At 67.9% G+C, this 18698-nt stretch carries 12 protein-coding genes; 3 read left to right on the forward strand and 9 right to left on the reverse strand.

The genetic code is table 11. From position 1 onward, the window contains the following. Positions 1 to 57: 57 nt before the first annotated feature. Complete coding sequence (locus tag ABH937_RS25670; RefSeq protein ID WP_370219608.1) at positions 58 to 1212, forward strand: N(5)-(carboxyethyl)ornithine synthase; 1155 nt, start codon at positions 58 to 60, stop codon at positions 1210 to 1212. Between the two features lie 343 nt (positions 1213 to 1555). On the opposite strand, the gene dacB is transcribed toward ABH937_RS25670, so the two are convergent. Both dacB and ABH937_RS25680 read right to left on the reverse strand, forming a co-directional pair. Then, complete coding sequence (dacB, locus tag ABH937_RS25675) at positions 1556 to 3235, reverse strand: D-alanyl-D-alanine carboxypeptidase/D-alanyl-D-alanine-endopeptidase (RefSeq protein WP_370219609.1); 1680 nt, start codon at positions 3233 to 3235, stop codon at positions 1556 to 1558. Positions 3236 to 3514: 279 nt separating this feature from the next. Further along, positions 3515 to 4522: a GlxA family transcriptional regulator gene (locus ABH937_RS25680; protein ID WP_370219610.1), complete on the reverse strand. Its 1008-nt coding sequence runs from the start codon at positions 4520 to 4522 to the stop codon at positions 3515 to 3517. A gap of 103 nt (positions 4523 to 4625) precedes the next feature. Here ABH937_RS25680 and ABH937_RS25685 point away from each other — a divergent pair, with 103 nt between their 5' ends. Continuing rightward, entirely contained in the window at positions 4626 to 5570 is a 945-nt protein-coding gene (locus ABH937_RS25685; protein WP_370219611.1) for an NADP-dependent oxidoreductase, read from the forward strand. 182 nt (positions 5571 to 5752) lie between these two features. Here ABH937_RS25685 and ABH937_RS25690 read toward each other — a convergent pair whose 3' ends face one another. The 7 genes from ABH937_RS25690 to ABH937_RS25720 all read right to left on the reverse strand — a co-directional run bounded on the left by ABH937_RS25690 (position 5753) and on the right by ABH937_RS25720 (position 13597). Beyond that, positions 5753 to 7387: an alpha-galactosidase gene (locus ABH937_RS25690; RefSeq protein WP_370219612.1), complete on the reverse strand. Its 1635-nt coding sequence runs from the start codon at positions 7385 to 7387 to the stop codon at positions 5753 to 5755. A gap of 294 nt (positions 7388 to 7681) precedes the next feature. Beyond that, positions 7682 to 7978: a hypothetical protein gene (locus tag ABH937_RS25695; RefSeq protein WP_370219613.1), complete on the reverse strand. Its 297-nt coding sequence runs from the start codon at positions 7976 to 7978 to the stop codon at positions 7682 to 7684. 413 nt (positions 7979 to 8391) lie between these two features. After that, entirely contained in the window at positions 8392 to 8814 is a 423-nt protein-coding gene (locus ABH937_RS25700; RefSeq protein WP_370219614.1) for a PIN domain nuclease, read from the reverse strand. Then, positions 8811 to 9026, reverse strand: coding sequence for a type II toxin-antitoxin system VapB family antitoxin (locus tag ABH937_RS25705; protein WP_370219615.1), 216 nt, complete (start codon positions 9024 to 9026; stop codon positions 8811 to 8813). The genes ABH937_RS25700 and ABH937_RS25705 overlap by 4 nt, the downstream gene beginning before the upstream one ends. A gap of 125 nt (positions 9027 to 9151) precedes the next feature. After that, entirely contained in the window at positions 9152 to 9844 is a 693-nt protein-coding gene (locus ABH937_RS25710; RefSeq protein WP_370219616.1) for a DUF6882 domain-containing protein, read from the reverse strand. A 328-nt stretch (positions 9845 to 10172) separates the two neighbouring features. After that, entirely contained in the window at positions 10173 to 13181 is a 3009-nt protein-coding gene (locus ABH937_RS25715) for a tetratricopeptide repeat protein (RefSeq protein WP_370219617.1), read from the reverse strand. Next, positions 13178 to 13597 (reverse strand): hypothetical protein, encoded by a 420-nt coding sequence (locus tag ABH937_RS25720; RefSeq protein WP_370219618.1) that lies wholly within the window; start codon positions 13595 to 13597, stop codon positions 13178 to 13180. The genes ABH937_RS25715 and ABH937_RS25720 overlap by 4 nt, the downstream gene beginning before the upstream one ends. Positions 13598 to 13815: 218 nt before the next feature. Here ABH937_RS25720 and ABH937_RS25725 point away from each other — a divergent pair, with 218 nt between their 5' ends. Further along, a complete protein-coding gene (locus tag ABH937_RS25725) occupies positions 13816 to 17982 on the forward strand; it encodes a tetratricopeptide repeat protein (RefSeq protein WP_370219619.1) in 4167 nt (1388 codons plus the stop codon). Positions 17983 to 18698: the final 716 nt, after the last annotated feature.

Consider the following 18698-nt stretch of genomic DNA (forward strand, 5'->3'; position numbering starts at 1 on the left):
CTGCGCTACTCGCGATTAGGTGCGACGTGCTACACCTGAATCAATCAAAGGGGCACTTTGCACCAACTCAATCTCGGAATCATGGCGCAGTCACGCAAGGAAAACGAGCACCGACTGCCGATCCATCCCGCGCACTTCGAGCGGATTGACCTCGACCTCCGTGGACGCATCCACCTCGAGCTGGGCTACGGAGAGAAGTTCGGTGTCTCCGACGAGCAACTGGCCCCCCTCGTCGCCGGGTTGCTCCCACGGACGGAGCTCATCGCACAGTGCGATGTCGTCCTACTGGCCAAGCCGATGCCGGAGGATGTCGCCGAGCTGCGCGAGGGGCAGGTCCTGTGGGGCTGGCCGCACTGCGTCCAGGAGGAGAGGATCACACAGACGGCCATCGACCGTCGGCTGACGCTCATCGCTTTCGAGGCGATGAACCACTGGACCAGGGACGGCTCGTTCAACCTGCACGTCTTCCACAAGAACAACGAGCTTGCCGGGTACGCCTCGGTGCTGCACGCCATGCAGCTGCGGGGTTCGACCGGTGACTACGGCCGACGGTTGCGCGCGGTCGTGATCGGCTTCGGCGCGACGGCCCGCGGGGCCGTCACGGCGTTGAATTCCCTGGGCGTGCACAACGTCGACGTGCTCACCGCGCGTGGAGTGACCGCCGTCAGCTCACCGATCCACTCCGCTCGAATCGTCCAGTTCGATCACGACGAGGCGGACGGTACCGCCGACCCCCGCCGTAGCCACGCCCTGACCGACGAAGGCCGGATCCCACTGGCGGAGTTCCTCTCAGGGCACGACATCATCGTCAACTGCGTCCTCCAGGACACCGGGGCACCGCTGACCTTCCTGGTCGACGAGGACCTCGACACGCTGGCGCCGGGCACCCTCGTCATCGACGTCTCCTGCGACGAGGGCATGGGATTCAGCTGGGCACGGCCGACCACCTTCACCGACCCGATGTTCACCGTCGGCGACAACGTGCACTACTACGGCGTGGACCACAGCCCCTCCTACCTGTGGAACGCCGCCACCTGGGAGAACAGTGAGGCGCTGATCCCGCACTTGCGCTCGGTCCTCGACGGTCCCAGCAGCTGGGAGGCGGACGAGACCATCCGTCGTGCCATCGAGATCCGCGAAGGTGCCATCCAGAACCCCGCCGTGCTGGCCTTCCAGCACCGGTCCCCGAACTACCCCCACCTCAAGGTGTAGCCACTTCCGGTCGGCTGTCATCGCTGCGGCCGGCAACGCTCGAAGGCCTCGACCGCAGAAGCGGTCGGGGCCTTCGAGCTGCTTGGCTCCGGACGGTGCTGGACGGGTCATGCGAGTGACGGCCGCCGACCAAATCCCGTTCGTCACGGTTGCCACGGGCAAGCATGTCGGCGGTCGCTCACGTGGTTTGGAAGATCACGGACGACCGAACTGCACCCGGCGTCGGCCGCCTTGGACCTGGCGACCAACAAGACTCCCTGGACGGTTGGTTGAGAGGCGAGACAGTTCGCTCAACCGCCGGGGAGCCTCATTCGGTCTTCCCTCGCACCCGACCGCCCGGCCGTCACCTAGTCGGTGCCCTCCCTGATGACGGTCGGATGATCCGGGACAGGGGCCGTCTCGCGGACTTGACGCCGTTGTGCTGCGAGCGGGCGGCGTCGCGTTCCGCGCATGCCTCCTGCTGGAGGATGACGGCGATCTGGTCGACGTCGTCGTTGGTGTCGAAGAATCCCTGGATGGTCGGTGCCGCCGCGCCGTTGACGCCGATGAAGAAGGTGTAGAGGTGGCCGTCGTCGGCCTGCAGGTAGCCCGCGTACGTCTGCGCGTTGATGGCGATCCCCTGGTTGAGCAGGTCGCCGCCGATGATGGTGCCGGGCTTGGCGAAGACCTTGCCCTTGGCCGGGCAGTCGGTGGTGCAGTAGAGAGCGCCCGTGCCGGACACTCCGAGGATCGGCAGTGAGGTGCGGAACGCGTCCGCGTCGGGGGTGCGCAGCCAGTAGGCGAGCAGCTGGTTGAGCCCGGTGGGCGTGACGCGGTCGACGGGGACGTCGCCGCGTCCGTCCGCCATCTGGAACTGGGTCGGGTCGACGTTCGCGGTCTGGGCGAGGAAGTCGTGGATGACCGGGAAGGCGTCGAAGCAGTTCGTGCTGCCGATGTTCACGGCGATGTTGCACAGGGCCAGGTTGGCGCCCAGGTTGTGGCTGACGTTCAGGATCAGCTTGGCGTAGTCGCGGTACGGCGGTGAGACGTAGGCGGCCACCTGGGGATCATCGCTGTACGAGGTGGGCAGCGTGCTGTCCGGGTTGGGCCCGGTCGGTGGGGCGGTGACGGTGACTCCGGCGCGGCCCAGCGCCTCGATCAGGGCTGTGCGCCCGAAGGCGTTGGGGTCCTGGATCTGGGAGTTCTTCAGGGTGGGCTGGGCGTCGGCGGCGATCGTGCCGGAGAGCGTGATGGCCGTGCCGTCGGGGGATGTGGCGACCTGGATGTCGGTGGTGCCGCCGGCCGCCACCGTCTGGACGTTGGAGGTGACCTGGTACGGCGCGACCTGCGGGCGCCAGCTCAGCTGGGCGGGCTGCCCGGGGGTGGTCGGCGTGCTCAGCAGGTCGATGACGTTGTCGTTGATGATGAGCGGCGTCGGCTGCGGGGTGATCGGCGGGGGCGTGAACAGCCGCGGGTCGATGACGACATCGCCGTCGACCGTGGTGATGCCCGAGTCGCGGACCTGCTGGGCGATCTGGTCCAGGCCGGCGAGCGGGTCCTCCGGCGTGAGGGTGGCGCCCGGGACGTCGTCGGCATAGGTGTGGTCGATGGGGGTGAAGTCGACCGACCCGTCCGCCTTGGTCCGGCCACCCATGGTGAGGTCGCCCTGGGCGACGAGCGCCAGGTTCCCGGTGAGCGTCGATCCATCGATGTGGCCGATCGCGTTCACCGGCGTGGTGAAGCGGTGGTCCGGGCCGAGCGCGTGCCAGGCACCGGAGATGGTGATCAGCTTGATGGTCGAGCCCGGCATGAAGAACTGGTCGGGGTACATGGAGTGGATGACCCGCCCGTCCTGGGGGTCGATCTCCAGCAGACCCCACTGCGCGTGCTGGTACGCGGGCTTGTTCATGATCGCCGTGATGTCGGGCCCGAGGTCGCTGTGAGAGTCCCGCGCAGGTGCGGCGGCAGCAGTACCGGCCACGACCGCGAGCGTGACGCCGACGGTGGCCCAGGCCCGAAGCCGACCACGGATCCTTGATCTCATTCGCCCAGCCGTTTCTGGAGTCGGAAGCCCCGTTTTGCAGGGCGGTCACGGCGCACAGTAGGTGCGCGGACTCCAGGGGCGGGTCTGCTGCGCGGTGTGCTGACGGTGAGGGGTGTGAAAAATCATTCGGTTGGTCGAAGGTGGGCACCCATATGAGTCGGGGTCGAACAGTGGACGGGCCGTCCGCCGGCGAGAGCGGCAGGCTGACCGCCACCTACGAGGGGGACACCTCTGCGGTGATCGCGTCCGGCTCGTGGCTGTCCGACAGAGGAGTCAGGGTCAGCCGGCAGCCTTCACCGGCTGACGGCCGGCCAGACAGTGGTCCCGGCCCTGGAAGGTACGGCGGTACGCGGCGGGTGAGACGCCGATTGCGGCGGCCAGGTGCTGGCGCAGCGAGGAGGCGCTGCCGAACCCGGCGCGCTCGGCGACCCGGTCCACCGGCAGATCGCTGGACTCCAGTAGCCTGCGGGCGAGTTCGAGCCGTTGGACGGTGAGCCACTGGCCGGGTGTCTGGCCGGTCTCGGCGAGGAAGCGACGGCTGAAGGTGCGCACGCTCATGCCCGCCTGGGTGGCCAACTGGGCGAGTTGGATGGGCTGGTGGAGTTGCCGGAGGGCCCACTCGCGGGCCCCGGCGGTGTCGCTGCCGGTCGCGTCGGGGACGGGTCGGGCAATGTACTGGGCCTGTCCGCCGTCGCGCCATGGCGGAACGACGCATATGCGGGCGACCTGATTGGCGATCTCGCTGCCGTGGTCGCGGCGGATCAGGTGCAGGCAGAGGTCCATCCCGGCGGCGGCGCCGGCCGAGGTGAGTACGTCGTCGTCGTCCACGTAGAGGACGTCGGGGTCGAGCGGGGTCCGCGGGTACAGCTCGCGGAAGCGCTCGGCGTGAATCCAGTGCGTGGTGGCGGGCCGGCCGTCGAGCAGCCCGGCGGCGGCGAGGACGAAGGAGGCAGTGCAGATCGACACCAGGCGGGTGCCGGGCCGGAGTTGGCCCAGAGCAGCAGCGACCGGCTTGGGGAGCGGGTCGCTGCCGCCGATCGGATCATCGATGGCCGCCACGATCAGGGTGTCGGCGGTGGCGATCACGCCCGCGTCGTGCTCGACGGCGATCGAGAAGTCCTCGCTGGTGCGCACCGGCCGACCGTCCGGGGTACAGGTGAGCACCTCGTAGAGCCGGTCGCCGTCCGGGCCGTAGGCGAGGCCGAAGGCCTTGGCAGGGATGCCGAGTTCGAAGGGGAAGACGCCGGGGAGGGCGAGGACGACGACGCGGTGCATGGCCTGCTGCATGGCCGGATTCTCTCACTCGTTGGCAATCTGGCCACTCGTTTTCGGCTGCTGGGTGGCGTCAGGCTGTTGATCAACCGCGAACGAGACGGGGGAGTGAGTCCAGATGGCGGAGAAGATGATGGCCGTGGCCTTCGAAGAGCCGGGCGGGCCGGAGGTCCTGAAGGTCGTTGAACGGGAGCGGCCGGTACCCGGTCCGACGGAGATCCTGGTCCGGGTGCACGCGGCCGGCGTCAACCCGGTGGACTGGAAGACCCGGGCGGCCGGTGTCCTGCTTGTCCCTGGTGATGGCATCGTGGGGTGGGACGTCTCGGGTGTGGTGGAGACCGTCGGCCTCGGCGTGACGCTCTTCCGGCCGGGTGACGAGGTGTACGGCATGCCGGGCTTTCCGCGGCTGGTCGGCGCCTATGCGCAGTACGTGGCCGCTCCGGCACGCCACTTCGCCCCCAAGCCGGCCGGACTCGACCACGTGCAGGCGGCGGCCCTGCCGCTGGCCGCGCTGACAGCCTGGCAGGCCCTGGTGGACACGGCGGCCCTGCAGGAGGGGCAGCGAGTCCTGGTGCACGCCGCGGCAGGCGGCGTGGGGCACCTGGCGGTGCAGGTCGCCAAAGCGTACGGCGCGTATGTCATCGGCACGGCCAGCGTAGGCAAGCACGAGTTCGTGCGGGAGCTGGGTGCGGACGAGGTGATCGACTACACGGCGGTCGACTTCGCCTCGGTGGTCTCCGATGTGGATGTGGTGATCGACCCGATCGTCGGGGACTACCAGGAGCGCTCGCTGTCGGTGCTGCGGAACGGTGGCACGTTGATCACTCTCGCGGCCCGCGAGACCGAGGCGCTCGCCACGGCCGCGGCCGCGCGCTCCATCCGCTCGGGCTTCATGCTGGTCGAGCCCGACCGGCAAGCACTGTTGGCCCTCACGGAGTTGGTCGAGACCGGCAAGCTGAAAGTCCACGTCGAGGCCGTCTTCCCGCTGGCGGACGCCGCCAAGGCCCACGAGCTCGGTGAAACCGGGAGGACCACGGGGAAGTTGGTGCTCACCGTCAACTGATCCGGAGCTGGCGCAACGAAGAACTGCAGTCACGGAAACGGCGAAGGACCCGGCCGCAGTGCGGTCGGGTCCTTCGGCTGCCCTGGCGGGCGGGTGCGGCAGAGGTCTCCTGGTCGTCCTCCGAACCCCGTTGGACCGGGGTGAACGAGACCCAAAACGGAGACTGTTACAACCGCTGCACGTCAACCGGTGGCGGGCACCGAGATCTTGTCGATGTCGGGGGCCCAACCGCCGTACTCGTTGCCGAAGGTGATCGTGTTGTAGCCCGCGTTCAGCGTCAGTTCCACGGTCGCTGTCTGGGTCGAGTTCCAGTTGCCGTTCCCGTGGAACGAGACCTTCTGCAGGTTCTCGCCGTTGGTCCAGATCGAGGCGTAGCGATCCCCGTCCCCGTTCACGTACTGGACGGTGACCGGGTAGGTGCCGGCGTTCTGGGCATAGACACCGTTGATGTAGAGCTTGTTCGTTCCGCCGATCCAGCTCACCTTCTCGCCGCCCGAGCAGACCGAGCAGGCCGAGAAGACCGCGCCGGAATTGTTGATCCAGCGGCCCGACACGATCGAGTGGGCGGGGTCCTCGGCCTCGTAGCTCTGGGCACCCGCGGTGGGGTTGATCAGCGCGGTGTACCAGGAGGCCGGCGCGCTGGGCGCGGTGACCCGGTACACCGCGGTGCCGTGGGCCGGGACCTGGGTGGTGATGCCGGCGGCGCTGCTCTGGACGACGGTGCCGGTGTACTGGTCGGTCCAGGTTCCCGTGCCGGGGATGCCCACCGAGGCGAGGGAGGTGCTGAGGGTCTGCGCGCTGTCCGACCCGTTGTAGAGCGCGAGCGCGACGTCACCGTTGCTGAGCGGCTTCGCGAGGACGAGCGACCCCGAGGAGTTGATCAATCGGCTCCCGCCGATGACCCTCGCCTGAAGGCCCAGCGCGTCCTGGTCGATCGCGATGAGCCGCGGGTTCTTCAGCAGTGCCAGTGAAGTCGCATTCACGCTGCTCGGGTTGGCGCTCGCGATCAGGGGCGCGGCCATCATCGCCCACATGGCGAAGTGGGTCTGCTCCTCGGTCGTGGTGAGCCCGCCGTTGCCGACCTCCAGCATGTCCGCATCATTGAACGAGCCCGGCTTGGCCCGCCAAGCCAGCGTGGCGTTCTCGGTGACGATGTTGGCGATGCCGTTGGGCCAACTCTGGCCCCACCACTGGTTCCCGATGTCCTCGGTGCTGCGCGCCTGGTCGGAGACGTCGCCCCAGTCCCGAGTGACGCCCGCCCCGGTATTGCTGCCGCTGTTCGGGTTGATGCTGAAGACGATCGGCCGGCCGGTGGCATTCAGCGCGTTGCGCATCTTGGCGAAGTCGGCGACCTGGGCGGACAGCGACGAGGCGCTCTCGCAGTAGTCGTACTTGAGGTAGTCGACGCCCCAGGACGCGAAGGTGTTGGCGTCGTTGACTTCGTGCCCGGCGCTACCGGAGTATCCCGCGCAGGTCTTGGCACCCGGTGACTCGTAGATGCCGAACTTGAAGCCCCGCGCGTGCAGGTAGTCGCCGAGGGCCTTCATGTCGGGGTAGTTGGAGTTGCCGGTCAGATTGCCGTTCGCGTCACGGGCCATCCAGCAGTCGTCGACGTTGACGTACCGGTATCCGGCGTCCCGCATGCCGTTCGCGACAAGGCTGTCCGCGACCGACTCGATCAGCGACTGGGTCGCGCCGCACCCGTAGGTGTTCCAGGCGTTCCAACCCATGGGCGGAACCTGGAGCAGCGGTGTCGGGGTGGCAGCGACCGCGGCCGGGACCGCGCCGACCCCCGCCACCAGAACCCCCGCCGCCACGGCTGCCCGCCGCAGCCGCCAAGACCGATTCGTCCTTGCTGCCATCCGCTTCCCCAATCCCTGAAATCAGCCCACTGAACCTCCCGGACCGCTGGCACGCCTGCCACCTGGACGACGGCCGCCGACTGCCCCGGCCCGCTGCCAGGCCGTGACTCACCGACAGAAGCTCCATGGCGAAGACGAACTGAGGTACCAGCAACTACCAGAAGTGAACATTGCTCGCCATAACTCGACGATATCGAACACGGCGAGTGACATCGAACGGCTTCGTTCACCCCTGTGTCAAGGCTTTGATCAAAAACAGGCGCCCGAGATCTCGTCGATACCTCCGGGAACGCCCTGGACGGCCCCCGAGGCCGACGAGAGATCGTGAGAGCCGATGGCCCTCGCTTGGAAATCGACGTGGCCATCCGCGTGCACCTCGTCCTCGGTCTCGGTGCGCACCGCTTGGAAAAGCTGGACCCCGAGCACCTGGAGCGCTTCCACCGGGAAGATGCAGGCCGCCGGAGGCGCCGCCAGTACTGCGCACCAGGCCACCGCACGATCCGTGTCGCCCTCGACGAGGCTGTGCGGCGCGACCATCTCACCCACAACGTGGCCACGATCGCCAAGGCCCGAAGCTCGAAGAGGAGGAGGTCCAGGCGCCCACGGAGATGCCGCGGAAGCTCCGCAACTGAGGCCAGAGACGGCGTTGGCCCCGACTGCAGAACGGTCGGGGCCAACATCTGCCCTGGCGGGCGGGTGCGGAGGATACGAGATCCGAACTCGTGAGGGGTTGCCGCCAACACGCTTTCCAACTGTCCGTCCAGCCGTTCAGGGGTGAGCGTGGGTGTCCTGACCTGCAGTAGAGCAGATCGATGGCTGGGGTCCGAACGGCGCTGGACGAGGGTGAATGCAACCAGAACTGCAACCACGATGCACCCGTGATCTGCGGTGTCACGGCCGGATGGTCACAGGATCAGGGCCCTCATCCTTCGCCAGTCGTGGAGTGGATCCAGCAACGTTCACTTGCCGGCTTCCGGCCCGTACCACTGGAGGGCCTGTCCCGTGACGTTCGCGATGCACTCGAAGTCGCGGTCGCGGTGCAGGAGGGTCAGGCCCTGTAGTTCGGCTGTGGCGGCGACGATCAGGTCGACGGCTCCGGCGCTGCGATGCTGGCCTCGTCTGGTCAGCAACTCCTGGACCTGCCAGGCGCGGTCGTAGGCGCGATCGTCGACCGGTACCCAGCCGAACACCAAACGCATGTCCTCGATCCCCTGAGCGCGGTCGGCGGCCGTCCGTGCGCTGTAGAAGAACTCAAGTTCGGTGATGGGGCAGGTGGCGATCAAGCCGGCTGCTGCGGCTTGGTCCCAGCCGTACTGCTCGGCGTCGCCGCGCATGAAACGCGCGAGCGCGCTGGTGTCGATCAGGAATTGCGCCGCGTTCACCGACGGTAGTTCCTCTTGTCTTCGAAGATCTCAAGGTCGAAGGCCCCGGCATCGGCCGCCGCGCGAAGCCGTGTGAGGGCGAGGGCTCGCCGTCTGTTCTCCAGCACCTCGCGAAGAGCGGTGTTGACCGTCTCCTTCTTGGTGCTGGTGCCGAGAGCCTGAGCCACGTCGGCGAGCAGATCGTCGTCCAGATCGATCACGGTCCGGCTCATGCGGTACACCTCCTGATATCAACTCGCGTCGTAAGTATATCTCTCGATGCATCACGTGGGGAGGGGTGCCGCGTGCGCGATGCCGGCCAGTGCAGACAGGTCGGGGAGGACCTGCTTGATGCAGTTCAGCGTCCACCCAGCGTGGAGTTGATCGCCGCGATCCGGCCCAGTGCATCGAAGGTGATCTCGGTGGTGCTGCCGTCGGGCAGGCGGGCGCTGATCCGATCGGCACCCGCCTCGACGGTCACGCCGTGGTGGGCGAAGTAGCCGCTGACCACCTGGCGGGCGGAGTGCCCGAAGAGCCCTGCGCCGGTCGTCAGGAAGCGCGGCATGGCGATCGAGTCCAGTTTCGCGTGCGGGATCTGAGGGTCGTCCGGGGCGAAGTAGACCCGGGTCTCCGGTCCGGCCGATTCACCGAGGTACCCCGGGGCACCGAGTACGCCCATCCCGACGAAGGCAATCGCTTCGGCGGCCTGGCGCGGATCGCCGAAGCCCGACAGATCCACGCCGGCGTGCTGGAGTTCGGGCACCCCGTTGAGACGCCCGAACTCGGCGATCCGCTCGCTGGCCGCCACCACCGCACTGCCACGCAGTCCGGGATTGGCCCATCCCCAGAGCCAGGACTGCTCGGACAGGTCGTACGAGCCGAGGAGGCCAACCCGTATCGTGCGGCCGGCGGACTGGTACACGCACTGGGCCAGGTCGGCCGTCCATGGGCCACCGGGCAGCACTCGGCCGAGCTCGTCGAGTTGCTCGGCTCCCCAGGCGGCATGGCCTTCGGCGGTGCGGAAGAAGGCGTCGGTGAATGTCGTCGTCATGGCGCGACTGTACTGACGTCGATTCACTTGTCCCCAGGTCCCATGTGATCGTCTCGTGAGGGGTTGCCCCAACACGCTTTCCAAATGTTCGCCTGACTGTCCGGGGACGGCCGTAGGCGTCCTGACCTGCGACGGAGCGGCCTGCTGACCGGGTTCCGAACGGCGCCGGACGCGGGTGAATGCAACCAAAACTGCAACCAGCAGCGAACTCGTTCTCCGTTGTCGGAGCAATGCGCAGCGACAGGGCCGATGCCAGCCCACCCCGGACCTCGTGTGCCTCCTGCCATCACGGTTGGGCAACTGTGCTGTCGCCGCCTGTGGCTTGGTTTCAGTCCACGATGATGCCGGGGTAGCAGTATTCATGACTCCAGCCAGGCTGGATCCTGTATCCGCAGTAGCACAGCTCGGATCGGGCGGGCTTGCCCTCGGTGCGGCGCCGAAGGGCGGTCACGAGCGGTTGTCGGCTCAGCCAGGCCGCGGAATCGTCCCCGTCCTCCCAGCCGAGTGACTCGGGAGCGACCAAGAGGCCGTCGAGGAGCATTTCGAAGAGAGCGTCGGCCTGTCGCAGGATGAACTTCAGCACGTTGTCGCAGTACCGCGGAGGCATGTCATCAAGGCGGTGACGCTGGTCCTGTCCGTCCTGCCAGACCTCGTCCTGGTTCAGGAGGGTCATCCAGTGCTCCTCCATCGTCCAACGCGTGCTGACCTTGACGGGCTTCCCCTCGATCCCGGCGCGGACGGCCTCCTGCGCCTCCTGGGCGGCCGCCAACCGGTCACGGAAGTCGGTTGGCTGCTCCGCCGCGAGTCGTTGGTAGATGCGCACGGCTTCGTCGGCCGCGTGCAGTGCCGGACGCAGGTCGGCTCCGCCGCCGACTCGTGCCCAGGCCGACGCCTGCAGGGCCTTGGCAAGACTGTGCTCGTACTCGGTGGCGTCGGCGGCCGCGAGGCGTCGGTAGATCTCCGCGGCCTCTTCGGTAGCGGCCAGAGCCCACGGCCAGCTCTGCAACCGTGACAGATAGGTGCCGAGACTGAGCGACATTCGGGCATGGTCGGGTTCATGTGCGGCAGGAGTAGCCGCGGCGAGGCGTCGGCTGATCTCGGTCGCCTCCTGGAGCGCGCTGACCGCCTCGGTCCGGCGGCGGTTTCCCCACAGGAAGACGCTCAGGTTGGCCAGCGCTGTCGCCAGGTCGGACTCGTCCGCTGCCAAGGGCCGGGCCAGACCGGACACACGAGCCGTGGGCGCTGTCACCACCAGCCGCCGCAAGAGCTCCACCGCCCGCTCCGTGGCGGCCAAGGCGTCATGCCAGCGGCGCAGTCGCCACGAGAACGCGCCCACATTGGCCAGCGCCATGGCGACGCCTGGCTCGTATGCGGCCGGGTCGGCCACCGCTAGCCGCTGGAAGATACCGACGGCCCGGTGGGTGGCGGCCAGGGCGTCCTCGGCCCGTCGTGCGTCGGAGAAGCCCTGACTCAGATGAGAGAGGGAGACGGCGAGCCCCGGCTCGTACGCGGCGGGATCGACGGTGGCCAGCCGGCGGAAGATTCCGACCGCTTCTTCGGCCGCGTGCCGGCTTGCCGGCGAACGCCCCGAGCGGAATGTGTGCGCACTGAGGTCGACCAGGGCCATGGCTAGATCCGCCTCGTGTGCCCCGGGATCGGTGGTGGTCAGCCGCCGGAAGAGTTCCACCGCCTGCTCGGTGACCGTCACGGCCTCTTCCCACTGGCCCGCTCGCGACATCCGGAACCCGAGGTTCTGGTACAGCTGCGCATGTTCGATCGGATCACCGGTCACCGCGAGTCGATGGGCGGTAAGGCGCGCAGTGAAGCTGGCGATCCCCGCGTCGAGATCGACTTGGCCGAGCGCGGGAAGGTGACGGTTGATGCCCTCCAGGACCGCGGGAGCGAGGTCGAGTTGGGCAACCGCGGTCAGCACGGCGTTGCCGCCCGCGACGGCGAGTGCCGGGTCGGCGCGCAGGATCCGTTCGAGGTGCTCGGCGGCATGTGGCCAGCGATCCGGCGCGGCGGCCGCGGCAAGGAAGGTCAGCGCCCGGGTGAGGTGTGCGGGAACCGAGCCGTCCTGCTCCCGGCCGATGAGCGCAGCGGCGGTCGCTGCCGCCCACGGGGCGGCGGGATGGTCGCTGAGCCCGTGCCCGGGAAGGCTCAGGGCGAGGAAGTCCTCGGCCAGCCGGTCGGGATAGAGCGCTTCCAGCACCATGCCCGCGGTCGTGGCCGGGTAGCAGCTGGCGTGGTCGGCCAGCAGCCGTGTGGGCTGCTCCAGGCCGAGCCGGGTCAGCACGGCGGTGCCGCCCGGGTGGGTGGTCGGGCCGGTGAGTACCGCGGTGAATACCACCTGGTCCATCGTGCTCGGCGGGGTCTGGTAATCCAGCCCCTCCAGGCGGTTCTCGTAGAGCCGCGTCCAGTGCCTGCGTTCGCGGTTCAGCAGGTAGGCGGAGAGCCCTCGCATGTCTCTCGGCGGCCGGTGCCCGTGGACGTGGGCGTCGACCGCCACCAGGGCGGCCATGTGCAGGGCGAGGACCAGCCCGAACTCGGGCCGCTGCAGGTCACCGGGCGGGCCGATGACCGCTGGGTCGGCAAGCCCGTAGCGGGTGGCGAAGCAGTCGCGGGCCACGGTGAACATGGCTTCGCGCGCCCCGGGATCGGCCTGTTCGTCGAGCGGCCGCAGCTCGTGCTCCCGGCTCTCGGCCCGCAGGTCCTCCAGCGCGGCGCGGACGGCGGGCCAGGGGACGACCGACCGGGCCAGCAGTAGTACCCGGGTCGGCACCGGTTGATCCAGCATCTTGTTGCTGAACAGCCAGGCCAGATGGGAGAGCGGCCAGCGGTCCGCGTAGTCGACGACCAGCAGCAGGCCCCGGGCGCCGGTCGACCGCAGATCCTGGCTGCCACGATCCGACAGGACCGCGCCGGGGCCGTGGGCGGCCGTGACGACCTTCCAGCCGGCCGCGGCGCTCTCGGCGGCGAACCTGGCGGCCAGCCGTGACTTGCCCTGCCCACCTGGCCCGTGCAGCCAGGTGGCGGAGATCCGCAGGTCGCCGCTGTCGCGCCAGGCGGCCAGCTCGGCCTGCTCCCGTGCCCGTCCAGTGAAGTCCACGATCTCGAAGCGGGCGTTGAGCAGGCGGCTGGGCTGCGCGGTCAGCCAGGCCGCGTCCTCGGCCGTCGAGGGCGGACGGTACTCGGCGAGCTGGTAGACCGGGCCTCGGTCGGGAAAGACGTGCAGGTCGGCGGCCACGGCCGCGTAGCCGAACCCGTGCTCCACCCGGAGCGTCTGCCGGGCATTGGGCCCGTCCGCAGGCCGGCCGTCGGCACCCGGGCTGCTCATCGCGTCTCCTCGGTGCCCTCGTCCCTCCTTGCCTCGCGGGTGAGGGACGAATGCCCGCTGATCGGCGCCTCGTGCACGATCACGTTGCCGCCCATGGACGCGAACACCCGCCCGTTGTCCCGCGCGACGTTGGTCTGCACCCAGGTCTCCTGCGGGGCCGCCCGGGTCGCCTCGATTTCGCTGATCAGCGTACGGAGTTCGGCGACGGCCTCGGGGTACTCCGCCAGCAGGGACTCCAGTTCCAGCACCCACAGCGGAACCAGGCTCCGCCTGGTCCGCTCGACGTCCTCAGCCCGCGCGACCAGCGCCGCGTTGCTCTCCAACTGCGTCTCGATCGCCGACTGCCGCTCTTGACCGCGGTGCCGGAAGAGCCGTGCCACACCTTCCCGGGCGGCCGCCCAGGAATCGGTCGCCATGGCTCCCACCACTGTCGTCCCGCCAGCCAGAATCAGTTCCTGCAGCATCACGCCTCCTCTCTCTGAGCCTGCAACGGCCCTGCCCTTGAGAACATCTGAGTCACAATCAGTCTGACGGTAGTTGATGGCACGGACATCGGGGTCGTACGGACGCTTCGTATGCTGAAGTCGGGACACATGCACCGATGTTGGGTTGGACCGCTGGGGAGGGCTTTGCCGTGACTGATGCCGGGGGCCGAAGGATCATGCAGGCCCATGCTCACGACCAAGGAAGGGTCTACCAGGCAGGCCGCGACATCCACGTGTTCGAGAACGGGAACATCGTGATCCCCGCGCAATTGCTTCAGGAGTTGGATGCGTCTCGAACGCCGTCCGGACCGCCAGCTGGCAACGGTCTGCCGCGAGAGCTGCGGCAGCTGATTGGGCGTGAGGAAGCGCTCGCGGAAGCATTGGCAGTCCTCCAAGCGCCCGATCCCGATAGCGGACGCTCAGTGCTGGTCACCGGCGGGCCGGGTATTGGGAAGAGTTGTCTGGCTCTGAGGCTGGCGCACTTGGTGGAGGAGCACTACCCCGACGGGCAGTACCACCTCGATCTGGTCCTGGCCGCCGGCGAAGGGTCCGAGGTCGACCTGGTGTCGATGCTCCTTCAGGCTCTGCGGCCCGCCAGCGATCCGCTCCCCAAGGAGCGTGGCCAGCGTCGCGCGCTCCTGCGCGCAACGCTGGCCGACCGTAGGGCCATACTGCTGGTGGACGACATCGTCTCGGAGGAGGCGTTGTTGGAGGTGCTGCAGATGGATGGCCCCTTCGCGCTAGTGTGCACAAGCAGGGCTAAGCTCAGCGGCCTTGCCGGGCTCGTCCACTGCGTCGAACTCGGTCCCCTGCCGACCGAGCACAGCTCGGCGCTTGTGAGGGCCGTCGCCGGGCCGTCGAGGCTGACTGACGCTCAAGCATCGGATCTCGCCCAGGCCTGCGGTGGACATCCCCTCGCGCTGCACATCGCGGCCGCCCACCTGGCAAGGCGCCCGAAGGTTGACCCAGACCGGTTCATCCAGGACATCGCGAGTCCTGACCACGGACTGCGGGCCTTGCGGGCCGGCCGGACCGCGATCGAACCTGTGATTGAGCGAAGCTTCGCTGCTCTGGACTTGGAGCAAGCGCACCTGTTCACGGTGCTCGGAATCCTGCCGCACATGTCCATCACCGTCGACGTCGCTGCCGCAGCCAATGCCTCATCGGAGCAACTAGCCGATATCCGCCTCGACGCCGTGGCAGAACTCCTTGACGAACTGTTCGAGCTGAGTCTCATTGAGCAGGTTGACGAAGACCGCTACGTCTTTCACGAGATCCTGCACCGCTTCGCCCGCCTCAAGTCCGCCCCGGCCACGATGGAGTGCCGCGATACCGTTATTCGGCATGCCTGTCTGATGACGGCCGCCCGCGCACAGTCGGCCACGGAATCGATCGGTTTTACCGACAAGGAAGCCACCGTCCCGGCGCCGAGCAACCCGGAGGCCCTGCAGCAGCTGAACGCCGACCGGCCAGGTGCGGTCGCTCTAGCCGAACTGGCCCGGGACCACCAGGTCTGGGGGCCGCTCGTCACACTCGCGGCCAACCACACTGCCGCTCTGTGGCATGGCAGCCACTGGAGTGACATCGACCGTGTCTACCAGTGCGTCTTCGAAGCTGGCACCCGGTCCGACAACCCTGAGTGGACGGCAACAGCCCTGCACAACCTCGCCATGGCCGCCGCCCACCTCGGCGACAGCCAGCGGGCCGCCGACCTGTACCACCAGGCAGCCCAGACCGCCCACGACGCCGACGACCCGCACCTGATGCACCTCGCGGAGCTAGCGATGGGCTCCCTGCTCATCAACCTTGGACGTGCCCGCGACGCCATTCCCTACTTGCGCCACGGACTGCCGTACTGGCGCATCACCGACTCCCAGCAGGTGCTGGCCCAGGCCCTTGGCAACCTGGGCCAGGCCTACCTCGCCGTCGGTCAGGTGCGCCGGGCCGAGCACTACCTGCGCAACAGCCGCGGCCTTTTGAAGGTCGGCACCGCTGCGGAACTGTGGAACCGCGGCGCGCTCGGCGCACTCCTACGTGCTGGCGGCCGTATGGCCGAGGCTGCGCAGCAGGCCGCTCAGGACATCGAACGGGCTCGTGGGGTGGGAAGCCGGGCGTGGGAGGCTACGGCCCTGATGGCACTCGCCGAGACGCCGCCGCAGGACCGGCCGGACTCTGCACCCGTAGATCCGCTCGAGGCAGCGCTGGCGATCTACCGGGACACCGGAGATGTCCAGGGCCAGGTGCGGGCGCTGTACCGTCTGGGCAGTCAGGCCGCCGAGCGGGCAGAGATCGACACGGCTGCCGCACACCTGGGCGAATGCGCGCGGCTGGCGACAGGTACCGGCGACTACGACCATGCGTCCCAGGCGCTGGCCTACCTGGCGTCCTACCATGGGGGCGCCGGGCATCTGGACGAAGCGGAAGCCTTCTTTGCGCAAGCTCAGGACATGGCTCGCCACACCGGCAACCCCGGCGTACTGGCGCAGGCTCTGCAGAAGAATGCCGAATTCGTATGGCGTACAGGCCGAATCGGCCATGCCGTGGCACTACTGACCGAGGCCGTTGCCCTGCTGGAAGACACCGAGCACAAGCATGCCCGGGCGCAAGCGAGGACTGCCCTGGGGGAAGCCCTCCTTGTCTCAGGGCAGTGGCAGGAAGGCGCCCGCATGCTGGAGCAGGTCGCCTCCATCACTTCCGATGACGCATTGCCGCTCACCAGAGCGCAAGCAGACCGGGCGCTCGCCATCCTCTACTCGCGCCGTGGCCTCCACGCGGAGGCCAAGACCATGATCACAAGAGCGCTCGACGCATGCGACCGCGCCGGCGATGCTGCGGCCGTCCTCCGTACCAGAATGGCGCTCGCGAATATGCACGCCCGCAACAAGGAGTGGCCAGAGGCACTCAACGAGTACCGCAAGGCCGAGGATCTCGCTGAAGCTCAAAAGGATCTTCAAGTCCTGCTCACCGCGAAGACGCAGGCCGCCATGTGCCTCCTGTACGGAGAGGATCCGGAGCAGGCCGTTGCCGATCTCAACCTTCTATTGCCGTCGGCACAGCAGCTGGGAATGCGCTCCCTAGAGGTAGCCATCCACGTCAATACCGGTGTGCGCTGCGCCGATTCGGGCGAACACAACTCGGCCCTCGAAAGATTCAACCAGGCTCGAGCCTTGATCGAGGAGCTCGACGACGACACTCTGATGGCGCCTTGCTTGATGAACCTGGCTCGCTCCTATAAGGCTCTCGGCCAGATCGATGACGCCCGGCGCCACACGCGTGAGGCCTTCGGTGTCCACCAACGCATCGGAGGCTGGTCGGAGGCTGGAGAAGCCCTCCTTGAGCTCGCCCATCTTCACGCGGACGGCGAACCGGACGCTACTGAGCCCACGATCGAAGAGCTGCTCGGCACGCAGAAGCTGCGAGACCGCCGCGTCTTGGAATCCATTCGGACCCGGCTGCAGCCCACTGGCCGGAGCCTCCCCTCCCCTGTTGGCCATGACCCGCAGCCGACGATCGCTCCGGACAGGAGGCGCATCAAGATCGCATCGTCGGTCCGGCGGGAACTGGCCGACCGGGACGTCACACGAATGCTCGCCCGGCTCGCCAGCTCTCGACAGACCTGCGAAGGGTGCAACCTGGTGATCGACGAGACCGGCGAGGCTGAATTGCTGCTGCTGCGTCACCCGGAGATCGACCACGTGGTGGTGCGCCTGGCCCACCCGCACTGTGTCGTGTCCCAGGTGATCCAGCTCGGCGGGAGGACTCCAAAGGCACCCAAGATCACCTCCGAGGTCGAGTGCATTCTGTTCGGAGGTGACAGGGCGGGCGTCCTTGTCGACTGCTACGGCGGATGGGGTTCGGTGGACGGTGGACCTATCCAAGACTTGGTCCTAGACAGCCACCTCGCCGCCGGGTTCACCGATCTCCGGAGCGTTCTCGACGGCCTGAAGGACGACGACGTGCTGGACCTCAGAACCATCGCCGCAGTTCGCGACAGCGACGTTCAGGCCCGCCTGGAGGACAACAGGCTCTCTGTCTCCGGACCGTCGGGGGCCTTGCTGCGCGGCATGCCACTCAATTTCTTCCCCCACTGGTATCGGGCCGCCCGCGAGGGAACGCTGATCATCGTGGTCGGCCGAAACCTCCAGGGGATGGCCGCTGACGACATGTCCTACCTGTTGCAGGCGATGGATTCCGGGCAGACCGTGGGCGGCACTGTGCCGTTGGCCGTGGCGCGCCCGCGGAGGAACGCGCCCTGCCCGTGCATGATGCGCACCGGGCGCAAGTTCAAGCACTGCTGTGGCAGGAGTATCGCTTGACGCAGCTCTGCACGGCATTGGACCTGGGTGCAATTTCAGCTGGTCGTGTCTTGCCTGGTCGAGGAGCGTGATCACTGTGCCCGCGAGCCACGCGGCGAGCACAGAGATCACGGTTCGGCGGGCGGCAGGTCGGCGCTCAGTCGACACTTGATCACGTGACCAGACGATCAACTCACAAGTCGAGCTCGGCGTGCCAGGGAGGCGGCCGAGTGTCGGACGAGGTGGCTCGGGACAGGACGGTCACCCTGGATGCGGATTCGCACGGCACCCGCTGGCTCGGTTGCCACTGGTGGGCTCGGTTCGGGCTCCGAGTGGGCGCCAGGCCGCTACACCGTTCGCTGCTGGGAGTGCAGGCGAGGTGGGGCCCAAAATCGCAACTGAGACCAAAACTGAGACCAGGGCAGACGAAGGCCCCGACCGCAGAAGCGGTCGGGGCCTTCGTCTGCCCTGGCGGGCGGGTGCGGAGGATACGAGATTCGAACTCGTGAGGGGTTACCCCCAATACGCTTTCCAACTGTCCGTCTGGGTGTTCGGAGGCGGTCGTGCGCGTCCTGACCTGCGGCGTAGCGGCTCGCTGGCTGGGCTCTGAACGGGGGTGAACGTAACCAAAACTGCAACCAGGGGGCGCGGACGATGGCAGCCGAAGTCGGTGATGACGTCCTGGCGTATCGCTCCTTCGTCTTGTGGGACGCTCAGGCTGTTTGCTGGCCGGCCTG

Origin of the sequence: Kitasatospora sp. GAS1066B, assembly GCF_041262605.1 — a bacterium.
Lineage (GTDB): Bacteria > Actinomycetota > Actinomycetes > Streptomycetales > Streptomycetaceae > Kitasatospora.

Excerpts from the sequence above, each read along its gene's own strand:
- dacB (WP_370219609.1), bottom strand. The coding sequence starts at position 3,235 with ATGAGATCAAGGATCCGTGGTCGGCTTCGGGCCTGGGCCACCGTCGGC.
- ABH937_RS25680 (WP_370219610.1), bottom strand. The coding sequence starts at position 4,522 with ATGCAGCAGGCCATGCACCGCGTCGTCGTCCTCGCCCTCCCCGGCGTC.
- ABH937_RS25685 (WP_370219611.1), top strand. The coding sequence starts at position 4,626 with ATGGCGGAGAAGATGATGGCCGTGGCCTTCGAAGAGCCGGGCGGGCCG.
- ABH937_RS25705 (WP_370219615.1), bottom strand. The coding sequence starts at position 9,026 with ATGAGCCGGACCGTGATCGATCTGGACGACGATCTGCTCGCCGACGTG.
- ABH937_RS25710 (WP_370219616.1), bottom strand. The coding sequence starts at position 9,844 with ATGACGACGACATTCACCGACGCCTTCTTCCGCACCGCCGAAGGCCAT.
- ABH937_RS25715 (WP_370219617.1), bottom strand. The coding sequence starts at position 13,181 with ATGAGCAGCCCGGGTGCCGACGGCCGGCCTGCGGACGGGCCCAATGCC.
- ABH937_RS25720 (WP_370219618.1), bottom strand. The coding sequence starts at position 13,597 with ATGGCGACCGATTCCTGGGCGGCCGCCCGGGAAGGTGTGGCACGGCTC.